This window comes from Pseudomonas knackmussii B13 (genome assembly GCF_000689415.1).
Classification (GTDB): Bacteria; Pseudomonadota; Gammaproteobacteria; order Pseudomonadales; family Pseudomonadaceae; genus Pseudomonas; species Pseudomonas knackmussii.
The window spans coordinates 525,623-538,875 of record NZ_HG322950.1; the positions used below are offsets into that span (position 1 = coordinate 525,623).

Annotated in this window: 13 protein-coding genes; 9 read left to right on the forward strand and 4 right to left on the reverse strand. The window is 66.2% G+C overall.

Features of this window, described 5'->3' with window-relative positions:
• Window positions 1-109: 109 nt before the first annotated feature.
• Window positions 110-706 (forward strand): DUF2780 domain-containing protein, encoded by a 597-nt coding sequence (locus PKB_RS02405; protein WP_052355151.1) that lies wholly within the window; start codon window positions 110-112, stop codon window positions 704-706.
• Between the two features lies 1 nt (window position 707).
• Here PKB_RS02405 and PKB_RS02410 read toward each other — a convergent pair whose 3' ends face one another.
• Window positions 708-1,595: an acyltransferase gene (locus tag PKB_RS02410; protein WP_043248734.1), complete on the reverse strand. Its 888-nt coding sequence runs from the start codon at window positions 1,593-1,595 to the stop codon at window positions 708-710.
• Window positions 1,596-1,736: 141 nt separating this feature from the next.
• On the opposite strand from PKB_RS02410, the gene PKB_RS02415 reads away from it, so the two are divergent.
• From PKB_RS02415 to PKB_RS02440, 6 genes are all read left to right on the forward strand, one after another.
• Window positions 1,737-2,984 carry an HD-GYP domain-containing protein gene (locus PKB_RS02415; protein ID WP_167333385.1) on the forward strand — a complete coding sequence of 416 codons (1,248 nt, stop codon included), beginning with the start codon at window positions 1,737-1,739 and terminating at the stop codon, window positions 2,982-2,984.
• 79 nt (window positions 2,985-3,063) lie between these two features.
• Window positions 3,064-3,579, forward strand: a complete 516-nt coding sequence (gene rloA2 / locus PKB_RS02420) for a retropepsin-like aspartic peptidase RloA2 (protein ID WP_043248739.1) — start codon at window positions 3,064-3,066, stop codon at window positions 3,577-3,579.
• Window positions 3,580-3,645: 66 nt separating this feature from the next.
• On the forward strand, window positions 3,646-4,329 hold the full coding sequence (creB, locus tag PKB_RS02425; protein ID WP_043248741.1) for a two-component system response regulator CreB: 684 nt from the start codon (window positions 3,646-3,648) through the stop codon (window positions 4,327-4,329).
• Window positions 4,329-5,747: a two-component system sensor histidine kinase CreC gene (gene creC, locus PKB_RS02430; protein WP_043248744.1), complete on the forward strand. Its 1,419-nt coding sequence runs from the start codon at window positions 4,329-4,331 to the stop codon at window positions 5,745-5,747. Before creB ends, creC begins: the two co-directional genes overlap by 1 nt.
• A gap of 105 nt (window positions 5,748-5,852) precedes the next feature.
• The gene (gene creD / locus PKB_RS02435) at window positions 5,853-7,229 is read left to right on the forward strand and encodes a cell envelope integrity protein CreD (RefSeq protein WP_043248746.1); all 1,377 of its coding nucleotides are present in this window, start codon (window positions 5,853-5,855) and stop codon (window positions 7,227-7,229) included.
• 11 nt (window positions 7,230-7,240) lie between these two features.
• A complete protein-coding gene (locus PKB_RS02440; RefSeq protein ID WP_043248748.1) occupies window positions 7,241-7,543 on the forward strand; it encodes a hypothetical protein in 303 nt (100 codons plus the stop codon).
• A gap of 149 nt (window positions 7,544-7,692) precedes the next feature.
• Here PKB_RS02440 and PKB_RS02445 read toward each other — a convergent pair whose 3' ends face one another.
• The 3 genes from PKB_RS02445 to PKB_RS02455 form a co-directional block, all read right to left on the reverse strand.
• Window positions 7,693-8,316 carry a glutathione S-transferase family protein gene (locus tag PKB_RS02445; protein ID WP_043248751.1) on the reverse strand — a complete coding sequence of 208 codons (624 nt, stop codon included), beginning with the start codon at window positions 8,314-8,316 and terminating at the stop codon, window positions 7,693-7,695.
• Window positions 8,317-8,328: 12 nt separating this feature from the next.
• Window positions 8,329-9,285, reverse strand: a complete 957-nt coding sequence (locus PKB_RS02450) for a Vgb family protein (protein ID WP_084166557.1) — start codon at window positions 9,283-9,285, stop codon at window positions 8,329-8,331.
• A gap of 137 nt (window positions 9,286-9,422) precedes the next feature.
• On the reverse strand, window positions 9,423-11,600 hold the full coding sequence (locus PKB_RS02455) for a malate synthase G (protein ID WP_043248753.1): 2,178 nt from the start codon (window positions 11,598-11,600) through the stop codon (window positions 9,423-9,425).
• A 293-nt stretch (window positions 11,601-11,893) separates the two neighbouring features.
• Here PKB_RS02455 and PKB_RS02460 point away from each other — a divergent pair, with 293 nt between their 5' ends.
• Complete coding sequence (locus PKB_RS02460; protein WP_043248755.1) at window positions 11,894-12,343, forward strand: GNAT family N-acetyltransferase; 450 nt, start codon at window positions 11,894-11,896, stop codon at window positions 12,341-12,343.
• A gap of 34 nt (window positions 12,344-12,377) precedes the next feature.
• Window positions 12,378-12,896: a glycine cleavage system transcriptional repressor gene (locus tag PKB_RS02465; protein WP_043248757.1), complete on the forward strand. Its 519-nt coding sequence runs from the start codon at window positions 12,378-12,380 to the stop codon at window positions 12,894-12,896.
• The last annotated feature ends 357 nt before the right edge of the window (window positions 12,897-13,253 follow it).

Here is a 13,253-nt window from a genome sequence, read left to right on the forward strand (position 1 = left end):
GTGCGCTTCCTCGTTTGGCCGACGAGCCGCTCTGAACGAAATTTCTGACATTCAGTCGAAGCTGCGACCCGCCCCGTTTGCGGCGGATTTCCCTGTCGCGGAGCCTTCGATGATCGCCCGATCCCTTCTCGCCCTCACCGCTTGCCTGTGCCTCGCGTCCTTGCCGGTCGTCGCCGAAACCTTCGATGAAGCGCCCAGCGCCAACAGCAGCAGCGCCGATGGCAGTGCCGCAGCGCGCAATGCCGCCAACGGCCTGGTGGAAACCCTCGGCCAACGCCTGAACATCAGCGACGAGCAGGCCATCGGCGGCGTCGGCGCGCTGCTTGGGCTGGCGATGAACCGACTGGAGCCGGCCGACAGCGCGCAACTGCAGCAGCGCCTTCCGGGGCTCGGGCAACTCTCGTCGGGAACGCTCGATGGCGGGTTGGGAGGACTTGGCGGACTTGCCGGCCTGATCGGTGGCGCCGGGCAACTGCTCGGCGGCATCCAGAACCTGCAGGACGTCGACCAGGTCTTCAACGTGTTGGGGATGAACCAGGGCATGGTCGGACAGTTCGCCGGCGTGATGCTCGACTACATGGTCCAGCAGGGCCTGAACAGCCAGCTGCTGGGCACCCTGGGGCAGATCTGGGGGAGCCTGCCGAGCATCCCCAAGACCCCGCTCGCACCGGCGCCGCTGGCGGCTCCGAGCGGCAAGGCCGCCTGATTCAGAGCTGGGCGCGCAGCTCGCCGATGCGGGCGTCCTTTTCCTGCCAGAGGCGCGATACCCAGACCTGCACGTACTGGCGGAATTCCGCGTCGTTCTCGTAATCGCCCTGCCAGAGCGCAGGGTCGATTTCATGGGTGCGAATGTCGACGATCACCTTGGGCACTCGCCCGCTGAGCAGGTCCCAGAAACCCGGAGTCCGGCCTTGCGGATAGACCAGCGTGACGTCGAGCATGGCGTCCAGCTGCTCGCCCAGGGCGGCCAGGACGAAGGCCACGCCGCCAGCCTTGGGCTTGAGCAGGTGCTGGTAGGGCGATTGCTGCTGGGCCTGCTTGGCGGGTGTGAAGCGGGTTCCTTCGAGGTAGTTCACCACGGTGACCGGCAGGCCCTTGAACTTCTGGCAGGCGGCCTTGGTGATCTCCAGGTCCTTGCCCTTGAGCTCCGGATGCTTCTCCAGGAAGGCCTTGCTGTAGCGCTTCATGAAGGGGTAGTCGAGGGCCCAGAAGGCGAGGCCGAGGAAGGGCACCCAGATCAGCTCCTTCTTCAGGAAGAACTTGAAGTAGGGCGTCTTGCGGTTGAACGCCTGGACCAGTGCCGGGATGTCCACCCACGACTGGTGGTTGCTCACCACCAGGTAGGAGGTGTCGGCACGCAGCGCATCGCCGCCGCGGATGTCCCAGTGCGTCGGCGTCATCAGGGCGAAGATCGCCTTGTCGATTTCCGCCCAGGTCTCGGCGATCCACATCACCGCGACCGAGCAGGCATCCTTCAGGCGCTTGCCCGGCAGAACCAGCTTGAGCAGCGCGATCAGCATCATCGGGCCGATCAGGACCAGGGTGTTGAGCAGCAGCAGGAGGCTGGCGAGGATGCCCTTCAACGTGGCCAACATGGCGGTGCGACTCCTTGTTCGAGGTGGCGCGGCCATGATACGCAGGCCGCATTCCTTCCCCAAGTCGCTGCTTCCCGTCCGGTGTGCCGGCGCACTATGCTCTAGGCAATCCCCCTGCGATTTTTTGCCATGCCCGATTCGATCTACCTGCGCGTGCCGGTCGAAGCCGTGACCCTGGGGATGTACGTTCACGAGCTCTGCGGGTCCTGGATGGACCACCCTTTCTGGCGCAAGCGTTTCCTCCTGGAAGACCCTGACGACCTGAGACGCCTTCGTGAAAGCGGCATCCGCGAAGTGCTGATCGATCCGTCCCGGGGGCTTTCGCCACGCCCGGCCCTGGTGCCCGAGGCCGAGCCTGAGACTGATGTGGCGCCGGAGCCGGCCGCCGAGCCCGTGGCCCAGCCCATTCCCGCCCGGCGCTCCCTGGAGCACGAACTGCGCACCGCGCGGCGTCTGTGCGCACGCTCCAAGCAAGCGGTCATGGCGATGTTCAGCGATGCGCGCATGGGGAAGGTGGTAGATGCGGAGCAGGCGGTGGAGCTGGTGGCGGAAATCACCGAGTCGGTACTACGCCATCCCAACGCGCTGATCAGCCTGGCGCGGCTCAAGCACGCCGACGAATACACCTATATGCACTCGGTGGCCGTCTGCGCGCTGATGATCGCCCTGGCCCGCCAACTCGATATGGACGACTCGCTCGTGCGCGAAGCAGGGCTGGCCGGCCTGCTGCACGACATCGGCAAGATGCAGGTGCCCCTGGCGGTGCTGAACAAGCCGGGACGTCTGGAAGAACACGAGTTCGCCAGCGTGCGCGAGCACCCACGCCGGGGCGTCGACATCCTGATCCAGGGGCGCCAGGTCGGCGCGCTGGTGCTGGACGTCTGCCTGCACCACCACGAGAAACTCGACGGCAGCGGGTATCCGCATCGCCTGGCGGGTGAGCAGATCAGCCTGTTCGCGCGCATGGGGGCGATCTGCGACATCTACGACGCCATCACCTCGGACCGCCCCTACAAGGCTGGCTGGGACCCCGCCGAATCGATCCGGCGAATGAACCAGTGGTGTGGCTCGCACCTCGATGAGCAAGTGTTCCGCGCCTTCGTCAAATGCCTGGGCATCTACCCGGTGGGCTCGCTGGTGCGCTTGGAGAGCGAGCGCCTGGCGGTCGTCATGGACCAGCACGTCGAATCGCTGCTGACGCCGACGGTGAAGGTGTTCTATTCGGCGCGCACGCGCGCCGCCATTCCCCAGGAAGTGCTCGACCTGGCGCAGCTCAAAGGCCGCGAGCGCATCGTCGGCCGCGAGTCGCCGGCGCAATGGGGTTTCGGCAATCTGGAGTCGCTCTGGAGCGGGCTCGATCGCCGGCGCGGCTCGCTGTTCGACGGCTGATCCGCCACCCTGGCGAACCCCCGGGGCGCATGGTAGTCCTATGCGCCATGCTCCCTGCCTTCCGTTCTGGAGAATCCCCGTGAAGCGCGTACTAGCCCTGATTTCCCTGCTCGCCCTGCCTGGCCTGGTGCTGGCCGCCGAGCCAAAACTCTACGGCCGCTACGAATGGGTCGGCCTGCCCGAACTCGACCGCACCCTGCAGGCGAAGATGGACACCGGCGCCTACACCTCGTCGCTGTCGGCCAAGGACATCGAGCGCTTCCAGCGCGACGGCGAGGACTGGGTGCGCTTCCGCCTGGCGACCAAGGAAGGCGGCGACGCGGTCTTCGAGCACAAGCTCGCGCGCATCTCGAAAATCAAGAACCGCGCCGGCGACGACGAAGAGGACGCGCAACCCTCGCTCAGCGAACGCCCGGTCATCCTGCTGCCTGTATGCCTGGGTGGCGACCAGCAGGTGATCGAGGTCAACCTCACCGACCGCAGTAACTTCACCTATCCCTTCCTGATGGGCGCCAAGGGCCTGCGCAAGTTCCACGTCGCGGTCGACCCGGGCGAGCGCTTCGCCGCCGGCAAGCCGAACTGCTCCGGGAGCTGAAGCCCGATTGACGGGCCGCGGCGCTTGCGGCTTGATGGCAAGCTTTCAAACCGAGGCACGGACGCCATGCCGCACATCCTCATCGTCGAAGACGAAGCCTCCATCGCCGATACGCTGCTCTACGCGCTGCAGTCCGAGGGCTTCGCCACCACCTGGCTGAGCCTGGCGGGCGAGGCCTTGCAGCGTCTGCGCGAGACGAGCTTCGACCTGGTCATTCTCGACGTCGGCCTGCCCGACATCAGCGGCTTCGAGGCTTGCCGCCAGCTGCGCCGATTCTCCGAGGTGCCGGTGATCTTCCTCACCGCACGCGATGGCGAGATCGACCGGGTGGTGGGGCTGGAGATCGGCGCCGACGATTACGTGGTCAAGCCGTTCAGCCCGCGCGAGGTCGCTGCGCGGGTCAAGGCCATCCTGCGCCGTGGCGCGCTCCGCGAGCAGCCGGTCGCAGTACCGGCGGGGCTGTTCCAGGTGGACGAGGAGCGCTTCCTGATCCACTACCGCGGCCAGCCGCTGAACCTCACGCTGCACGAGTTCCGCCTGCTGCAGACCTTGCTGGCGCGACCGGGCCGGGTGTTCAGCCGCGAACAGCTGCTGGAGGCACTCGGCGTCTCGGCCCAGGCCGGTTACGAACGCAACATCGACACCCATATCAAGGGCCTGCGCGCCAAGCTGCGCCAGGTGGCCGCGGACGCCGAGCCGATCCAGACCCATCGCGGCCTCGGCTACAGCTACGCGGCGGAGAAGGCCTGATGCCGCTCGGCCTGCGGATCTTCCTGGCGTACTTCCTGTTCGTCGGGCTGACCGGTTACTTCGTGCTCAGCACGGTGATGGACGAGATCCGCCCCGGCGTGCGCCAGTCCACCGAAGAAACCCTGGTGGATACCGCCAACCTGCTCGCCGAGATCCTCCGCGACGACCTGAAGAACGGCTCGCTCGCCCAGAGCCACCTGCCCGAGCTGCTCAAGGCCTACGGCGCGCGCAGCCCGCAGGCGGACATCTGGGGCGTACGCAAGAACGCGGTGAACCACCGCATCTACGTCACCGACGCGCGCGGTATCGTCCTGCTGGATTCCGCCGGCAGCGCGGTGGGCCAGGATTACTCGCGCTGGAACGACGTCTACCTGACCCTGCAGGGCAAGTACGGCGCGCGCTCCAGCCGTGAGTCGGCGGATGACCCGGACTCCTCGGTGATGTACGTGGGGGCACCGATCCGCGATGGCGAGAAGATCATCGGCGTGGTCTCGGTCTCCAAGCCCAACCGCACCCTGCAACCCTACATCGAGCGCTCGCAGCGCCGCCTGGCCTGGCTCGGCGGCGGCCTGATCGTCCTCGGCCTGCTGGTGGGCGGACTGCTTTCCTGGTGGCTGAGCGGCGCGCTGCGTCGCCTCACTCGCTATGCGCAGGCGGTCAGCGAAGGCCAGCGTGCCGAGCTGCCGCACTACCGCGGTGGCGAGATGGCTCAGCTGGCCGATGCGGTGGAGCGCATGCGCGTGCAACTGGAAGGCAAGGCGTACGTCGAGCGCTATGTGCATACCCTGACCCACGAGCTGAAGAGCCCGCTGGCTGCCATTCGTGGTGCCGCCGAATTGCTCGAAGGCGAGATGCCGACCGAACAGCGTCTGCGCTTCGCCGGCAACATCACCAGCGAGAGCCGGCGCTTGCAGCAGCTGGTCGAGCGGCTGCTGAACCTGGCCCAGGTGGAGCAGCGCCAGGGCCTCGAAGCGAATGAGCCGGTGGTGCTACGCGAGCTGGTCGCGGAGTTGCTGCAAGGCAACCTCGCGCGCCTGGAAAGCCTGCAGGTGGACAATGCCGTGCCGCCGGAGGCCGTGGTCGATGGCGAGGCCTTCCTGCTGCGCCAGACACTCGGCAACCTGCTGGAGAACGCCCTCGACTTCACTCCGGCGGGCGGCACGCTTCGCTTTGGCGCCGAACGCGCAGGGAAGTCCTGGCGCCTGACGCTGTTCAACCAGGGCCAGGCGATCCCCGACTTCGCCCTGCCGCGGCTGACCGAGCGCTTCTACTCGCTGCCGCGGCCAGGCAGTGGACGCAAGAGCACCGGGCTCGGGCTCAACTTCGTTGCCGAGGTCGCGGCGCTGCATGGCGGTTCGTTGCACGTTGGCAACGTCGAAGGCGGCGTCGAAGCCTCACTGCTGCTCCCGGCGCACTAGCCGCCGGCTTCGCGCAATCCCCACGAAGTCTCCACCGAAGCGCCACAGACGCCCCACAGAGCCCACGCAGACTCTCCGGTATCCACAACCGCCCGGAGAGGCCCCATGAATCGCCCCCTGCTCATCAAGCTCGGCGCCATCGCCGTTCTCATGCTCCTGCTGCTCGTTCCCCTGCTGATGATCGACGGCCTGGTCGGCGAGCGACAGGCCTACCGCGATGGCGTGCTGCAGGACATCGCCCGAAGCTCGGCTTACGAACAGCGCCTGAGCGGTCCGCTGCTGGTCGTGCCCTATGTGCGCAGCGTGCTGGAGTGGCAGCACGACGAGAAGACCGACACCCACGTACAGGTGCGCCGGGAAAAGCGCGGTCGGCTGTACTTCCTGCCGGAGCGCTTCGTGGTCGACGGCAACCTGACCACCGAGTTGCGTCATCGCGGCATCTACGAGGCGCGTCTGTACCATGCGCAAAGCCGCATCCAGGGGGGCTTCTTGGTGCCGGCCAACTACGGCGTCAGCGAGGACCTGGACAGCTATCGCTTCGAGCAGCCCTTCCTCGCGGTAGGCATCAGCGACGTGCGCGGCATCCAGAATGTGCCCAGGCTCGCGTTCGGCGGCCGGCAGCTGGACTTCGCCGCCGGCAGCGGCGAGCGCCTGCTCGGCGATGGCCTGCATGTCGCCCTGCCGATCTCGCCCAGTAGCACCGAGCAGCGCTTCGACTACGGCTTCGACCTCAACCTGCTCGGCAGCTCGCGGCTGGCTATCGCTCCGGTCGGTCGTGAAAGCCAGGTCAACCTGAGCGCCGACTGGCCCCACCCGAGCTTCGACGGCGAATACTTGCCGACCGAGCGCAGCGTCGATGCCAAGGGCTTCACTGCGAACTGGCGTACCAGCTTCTTCGCCAGCGGCATGGAAGATGCGCTGAAGGATTGCGTGGGCGAGAAGAACTGCAATGCGTTCCAGGGGCGTAGCTTCGGCGTCAGCCTGATCGACCCGGTGGACCAGTACCTCAAGGCCGATCGCGCCTTGAAGTACGCCCTGCTGTTCATCGGCCTGACCTTCGCCGGCTTCTTCCTTTTCGAGGTGCTCAAGGGCCTGGCGCTGCACCCGGTGCAGTACGCATTGGTCGGCCTGGCCCTGGCGCTGTTCTACCTGCTGCTGCTGTCGCTAACCGAGCACATCGGCTTCGAACTGGCTTACCTGGCGTCCGCCGGCGCCTGCGTCGCCCTGATCGGCTTCTACCTCAGCACGGTGCTGCATAGCGTCCTGCGCGGTTGTGCCTTCGCCTTCGGGCTGGCGCTGCTCTACGGGGCGCTCTACGGCCTGCTGCGCGCTGAGGATTACGCGCTGCTGATGGGCTCGTTGCTGCTCTTCGCGGTGCTGGCTGGCGTCATGGCGCTGACCCGTCGCCTGGACTGGTACGGCGTCGGCCGGCAGCCGGAGGAGCCGCACTTCTCCCTCGATGAAGTGAGCCGCGTGGGCTGAAGGAGAACGCCATGTCCGCACCGATGCGCTTCACCCTCTGCCTGTTCTGCGGCCTGCTGCTCGCCGTGATGGCCTTGCCGCTGCTGATGCTCGTCGGCCACTTCGAGCTGGTCGCCTGGTTGGCAGCCACCGGCAAACCGCTGGCCTGGCTGGCGCTGGAGCTGCCGCCGGCGGGGTTCTGGGATGGCCTGAGCGGCGCCCATGACGCGGCGCACAATCCGCATGTCCGCTCGTTCCTGGAACTCTGTGTCGGCTTCGCCCAACTCGGCGTGCTGATCGCGCTGCCGCTGTACTACCTGGGAGCACGGCGGTGAGCGGTTTGCGCGAGGAGCGCCGCGCTGGGCGGCGGTTGGCAAAGAGGATTGCGTGGCTGTTTGTGAGGGGGCGATGGAGGTTCGCGAGCAAGCTCGCTCTTATGAAGAGCGGGTCGGTCCTGTAGGAGCGAGCTTGCTCGCGAACGGAGTCATGCGGGTTGGGTGGACTGCATGGACGGACGCTTCGCCGCATCGGCATACCAGGCGGCGAGTTTCGGGTAGCGGCTGCGCCAGTCCCAATCGGCGAAGCGGAAGTCGAGGTAACCGAAGACACACGCCACGCCAATGGCTGCTATGTCGAAACGCCCCTGCAGTTCCTCGCTGGCTTCGTTCTCGAAGTAGGCGAGGCTGCGCTCGATCTTCTGCCGTTGGCCGTCCAGCCAGCCATCCCAGCGTTTGTCCTCGGGGCGCGCGACGCTTTCGTAGCGGCTCAGTACCGCCGCGTCGAGGATGGCGTCGGCCAGCGCGGCGAGGGTCAGGCGGCGCCAGCGGGCCGGGCCTTCGCGCGGGATCAGCGGCTCGCCTGCATGTTGCTGGTCGAGGTAGTCGAGGATCACTCGGCTGTCGTACAGCGCCTGGCCGTCGGGCAGGCGCAGTGCGGGAATCTTGCCCGCCGGGTTGCAGGCGTTGACCGCCGCGTCCGGGCTGACGGGGCTCAGGCTGGCCGCCTGCAGTTGCACCTTGTCGAGCTGGCCGGTCTCGTGCAGCAGCACCAGGACCTTGCGCACGAAGGGCGAGGCGGGGGAGTGGAACAGGGTCAGTGAAGCGCTCATCGGGTGTCCTCGTTATTCGCGGATGACCAGCAGGCGGTCGGTGCCGGATTCGGCGCCCCAGACCGCGCCGGGACGGCCGGTCAGCTGGCGCACGCGGGCGTCCGCGCGGTCGCTGGGATAAGAAGTGAAGCGTGCGCTCTGCGGGTCGAAGCGCAGGATGGCGTTGCCGGCGATGTCGCTCAGCCAGACGCGGTCCATGCTGTCGACGAAGATCGCGCAGGGTTGCGCCTGGGCGCCGGGCAGCGGCCAGTGCTGCCAGCTGCCGTCGCTGGGATCGAAGCGGCTCAGCTGGCCGTTGCCGCTCTGGCTGATCCAGAGCCGGCCGATGGAATCGGCGCCCAGTTGCAGCGGGCCGCTGTTCGCCACGGGCAGCGGGTAGCGGGTGACGCTGCCGCTCAGGGTGTCGATGTGGTTGATGCTGTTGTCGTCGCTGGAGGCATACCAGACCTGCCCGTCAGGCGTCACCGCCAGGCCATGCGGGCCTTTGCCGCCTGGCGCCTGCCACACCTGCAACTGGCGGCTGTCGGGGTCGAGGCGGCCGAAGTAGCCGTTCTCGCCGGTGAACCAGATCTCGTCGTCGTCGTCCTGCACGATGCTGTCCAGGCCGGCGTCGGGGGCGTTGTCCGGCAGGCGGATGACTTCGGTGCCCAGGCGCTCCGGATCGACCCGGACGATGGCGTTGAGGCCGCTGTCGGCGACCCAGGCCGAGCCGTCGGCGCCGGCTATCACGGCGCGCGGCAGCGAGCCTTTGCCGAGGCTGACCTGCTCGTCCTGCCCGCTCTGCGGATCGAGCCGGCCCAGCGAGCCGGTGCCCGCGGAGACGTACCACAGGCGGCCGTCGTCCAGCAGCGCGATGGCGGCGGGAGTCACGCCACGGCTCAGTGGGAAGTATTGGGGATCGGCGGCGTGGGCGGTGGCGCTCAGCAGGACGCCGAGCAGGGCGGGGAGAAGACGCAAACGGTGTTGCATTGGGGGGCTCCCGGGCGTGGCCGTTGGAAGGCGCACTGTAGCGCGCCGTGCGCCAGGACGCGAACGCCGGGGTCGTTGCGAGCCCCTGAATGAAAAAACCGCCCCGAGGGGCGGTTTTCTGTGTCAGCTGGCGCGGATTACAGGCCGTTCTTGGCCTTGAATTCGCGACGACGACGGTGCAGCACCGGCTCGGTGTAGCCATTGGGCTGCTTGGTGCCCTCGACTACCAGCTCCAGCGCGGCCTGGAAGGCCACGTTGTCGTCGAAGTTCGGCGCCATCGGGCGGTACAGCGGGTCGTTGGCGTTCTGCCGGTCGACCACGCTGGCCATGCGCTTGAGGCTCTCGACGACCTGCTCCTGGGTGATCACGCCGTGGCGCAGCCAGTTGGCCAGCAGCTGGCTGGAGATACGCAGGGTGGCGCGGTCTTCCATCAGGCCGACATCGTTGATGTCCGGCACCTTGGAGCAACCGACGCCCTGGTCGATCCAGCGCACGACATAGCCGAGGATGCCCTGGGCGTTGTTGTCGATCTCGTTCTTGATCTCTTCCGCGGTCCAGTTGGTGTTCGGTGCCAGCGGGATGGTCAGGATGTCGTCGATCGAGGCCGGTGCGCGCTTGGCCAGTTCGGCCTGGCGGGCGAACACGTCGACCTTGTGGTAGTGCAGCGCGTGCAGGGTGGCGGCGGTCGGCGACGGTACCCAGGCGGTGTTGGCGCCGGCCAGCGGGTGGGCGATCTTCTGCTCGAGCATGCCGGCCATCAGGTCGGGCATGGCCCACATGCCCTTGCCGATCTGCGCCTTGCCTTGCAGGCCGGTAGCCAGGCCGATGTCGACGTTGCTGTTCTCGTACGCGCCGATCCACTTCTCGGTCTTCATGGCGCCCTTGCGCACCATGGCGCCGGCTTCCATGGAGGTGTGGATCTCGTCACCGGTGCGGTCGAGGAAGCCGGTGTTGATGAACACCACGCGCTCGGCGGCGGCCTTGATGCAGGCCTTCAGGTTGACGGTGGTGCGGCGCTCTTCGTCCATGATGCCGACCTTCAGGGTGTTGCGCGGCAGACCGAGCAGGTCTTCGACGCGGCTGAAGATCTCGGCGGCGAAGGCCACTTCTTCCGGGCCGTGCATCTTCGGCTTCACGATGTAGACGCTGCCGGTGCGGCTGTTCTTGCGGCTGGTGTTGCCATTCAGGTTGTGAACGGCGATCAGGCTGGTGAACAGGCCGTCCTGGATACCTTCGGGCACTTCGTTGCCCTGGGCGTCGAGGATCGCCGGGTTGGTCATCAGGTGGCCGACGTTGCGCACGAACAGCAGGGAGCGGCCGTGCAGGGTCAGCTCGGAACCGTCGGCCTTGGTGTAGACGCGGTCGGGGTTCATGGTGCGGGTGAAGGTGCTGCCGCCCTTGCTGACTTCCTCAGCCAGGTCGCCCTTCATCAGGCCCAGCCAGTTGCGGTAGACCACGACCTTGTCGTCGGCATCGACGGCGGCGACCGAGTCTTCGCAGTCCATGATGGTGGTCAGCGCGGACTCCATCAGGACGTCTTTCACGCCAGCGGCGTCGGTCTGGCCGATCGGGCTGGTCGGGTCGATCTGGATTTCGAAGTGCAGGCCGTTGTGCTTGAGCAGTACGGCTTTCGGCTTGGCAGCGTCGCCCTGGAAGGCGATGAACTGCGCGGCGTTCTTCAGGCCGGTTTCGCTGCCGTTCTTCAGGGTCACTACCAGGGCACCGTTCTTCACGGTGTAGGCGGTGGCGTCGACGTGGGAGGCGCCTTCCAGCGGCGCGGCCTCATCGAGGAAGGCGCGGGCGAAGGCGATCACCTTGTCGCCGCGGACCTTGTTGTAGCCCTTGCCTTTCTCGGCGCCGTTCTCTTCGCTGATCACGTCGGTGCCGTACAGCGCGTCGTACAGCGAACCCCAGCGGGCGTTGGAGGCGTTCAGGGCGAAACGCGCGTTCATCACCGGCACTACCAGCTGCGGGCCGGCCATGCGGGCGATTTCTTCGTCGACGTTCTGGGTGCTGGCCTGGAAGTCAGCAGCTTCCGGCAGCAGGTAACCGATTTCCTGCAGGAAGGCCTTGTAGGCGACCGCATCGTGCGGCTGACCGGCGCGGGCCTGGTGCCAGCCGTCGATCTTCGCCTGGAGGTCGTCGCGCTTGGCGAGCAGGGCTTTGTTCTTGGGGGCCAGATCGTTGATCACGGCTTCCACACCTGCCCAGAACTTGCCGGCATCGATGCCGGTTCCGGGAATGGCTTCGTTGTTCACGAAGTCGAACAGGACTTTGGCGACCTGCAGGCCACCGACTTGAACGCGTTCAGTCATTGCTTGCCTCACTCTGCTCAGGACCAGCTCTGGACACAGGCAAAACGCCTTGTAGTCCGAGCCGCGGAATACTACATGATGCCGTGGGAAAAATCAGTGGGCTTGCGTCGCGGTTAGACCAAAGAACGCATCTCAGTCACGTAGCAGCAATAATGTTCGCAAAATTCTTATCGAGTGTTCCAGATAAATCTTAGAACTGTACACGTTTAACCCTTCCGGGTATCTGTGGCAGCCCGTCGCAGCCGGCTATCTTCGGCGTGCCTATACTTCGCTCTCACCCTGGAGAACCCCGCATGTCCGTGTCGCTTGCCACCACCGCCGATCTCGATGAGCTGGTCCCGCTGTTTTCCGGATACCTCGACTTCTACGAGGTCCCAGCCCCCGATGCCGACATCCGCGCCTTCCTCAAGCCCCGCATCGAGCGGGGCGAGTCGACGGTCTTCCTCGCCCGCAGCATCGATGGCCTGGCAGTAGGATTCGTGCAGCTCTATCCGCTGTTTGCTTCCCTGGCCTTGCGCCCGTCATGGCTGGTCAGCGACCTCTACGTCATGCCCGCTGCTCGCCGCGATGGCTATGGCGAGGCGTTGATGAACGCTGCCCGCGCCCACGCCGAAGCCACCGGGGCCTGCGGCCTGATGCTGGAAACGGCGAAAACCAACCACGCCGGCCAGTCTCTCTACGAGCGGCTCGGCTACAAGCGTGACGAGAAGTTCTACACCTACTGGCTGGACCTGGCGGGCTGAGCCCGGCTTTCTTGTGCCCTTGGAGGAGACTGCCATGAATCATCTTGTTCTCACGGTCATCGCCGCGGACCAGCCGGGTCTGGTCGAGCGGGTCGCCCAGTGCATCGCCGCGCACGGCGGCAACTGGCTGGAGAGCCGCATGTCGCGGATGGCCGGACAGTTCGCCGGGATCCTGCGCGTAGCGGTCCCTGCCGAGGGGTATGACGAACTGGTGGAAGGCCTGCAGGAGCTGGCCGACCACGGCATCCGGGTGATGCTGGCCGACAGCGGCATCGACCCGGCGTGCAACTGGAAGCCGATCCACCTCGACCTGGTGGGCAACGACCGCCCGGGCATCGTCCGCGACATCACCCGCCTGCTGGCCGAACACGGGGTCAACCTCGAACGCCTGCACACCGAAGTGCTGCCGGCACCAATGAGCGGCGAGCCGCTGTTCCACGCCGATGCCCTGTTGGCGGTGCCGCTGACCCTCTCCCTCGACCTGCTGCAGTCGCGTCTCGAGGAACTGGCGGACGACCTCATGGTGGAACTGAATATCCACAAGGACGAGTGAAGCACCCGAATCCGAGGCTTTCTGTGGATAAGTCTGTTGGCAGTTGTTGAATGGATTGCGGAGTCCCTTGCAGTCCTTGATCTGAAGCTGTGAATGGTTTTGCACAGGGCGGGTCATCAGGTAGCCCGCCTTGCGCACAATTCCCGTGGGCGCCTCTGTTGGCGACCTGTGGATACTCTCTGTGATGCCCCGCCTGCCGTGGCTTCTACGCAACTGATCGAATTCCGCTCAATCTATCTCGTCGAAGTTGCCTTGCCGGCTTCTCCACCGCTTCCCACAAAATCCGTGGATCGAGCTGTGGGCAACTTTTGCATGGTTGGCTGCAGGCGCCGTTGTTTGTGGCTTGTAGTTGATTGA

Excerpts from the sequence above, each read along its gene's own strand:
- PKB_RS02405 (WP_052355151.1), top strand. The coding sequence starts at position 110 with ATGATCGCCCGATCCCTTCTCGCCCTCACCGCTTGCCTGTGCCTCGCG.
- PKB_RS02410 (WP_043248734.1), bottom strand. The coding sequence starts at position 1,595 with ATGTTGGCCACGTTGAAGGGCATCCTCGCCAGCCTCCTGCTGCTGCTC.
- creB (WP_043248741.1), top strand. The coding sequence starts at position 3,646 with ATGCCGCACATCCTCATCGTCGAAGACGAAGCCTCCATCGCCGATACG.
- creC (WP_043248744.1), top strand. The coding sequence starts at position 4,329 with ATGCCGCTCGGCCTGCGGATCTTCCTGGCGTACTTCCTGTTCGTCGGG.
- creD (WP_043248746.1), top strand. The coding sequence starts at position 5,853 with ATGAATCGCCCCCTGCTCATCAAGCTCGGCGCCATCGCCGTTCTCATG.
- PKB_RS02440 (WP_043248748.1), top strand. The coding sequence starts at position 7,241 with ATGTCCGCACCGATGCGCTTCACCCTCTGCCTGTTCTGCGGCCTGCTG.
- PKB_RS02445 (WP_043248751.1), bottom strand. The coding sequence starts at position 8,316 with ATGAGCGCTTCACTGACCCTGTTCCACTCCCCCGCCTCGCCCTTCGTG.
- PKB_RS02450 (WP_084166557.1), bottom strand. The coding sequence starts at position 9,285 with ATGCAACACCGTTTGCGTCTTCTCCCCGCCCTGCTCGGCGTCCTGCTG.
- PKB_RS02455 (WP_043248753.1), bottom strand. The coding sequence starts at position 11,600 with ATGACTGAACGCGTTCAAGTCGGTGGCCTGCAGGTCGCCAAAGTCCTG.
- PKB_RS02460 (WP_043248755.1), top strand. The coding sequence starts at position 11,894 with ATGTCCGTGTCGCTTGCCACCACCGCCGATCTCGATGAGCTGGTCCCG.
- PKB_RS02465 (WP_043248757.1), top strand. The coding sequence starts at position 12,378 with ATGAATCATCTTGTTCTCACGGTCATCGCCGCGGACCAGCCGGGTCTG.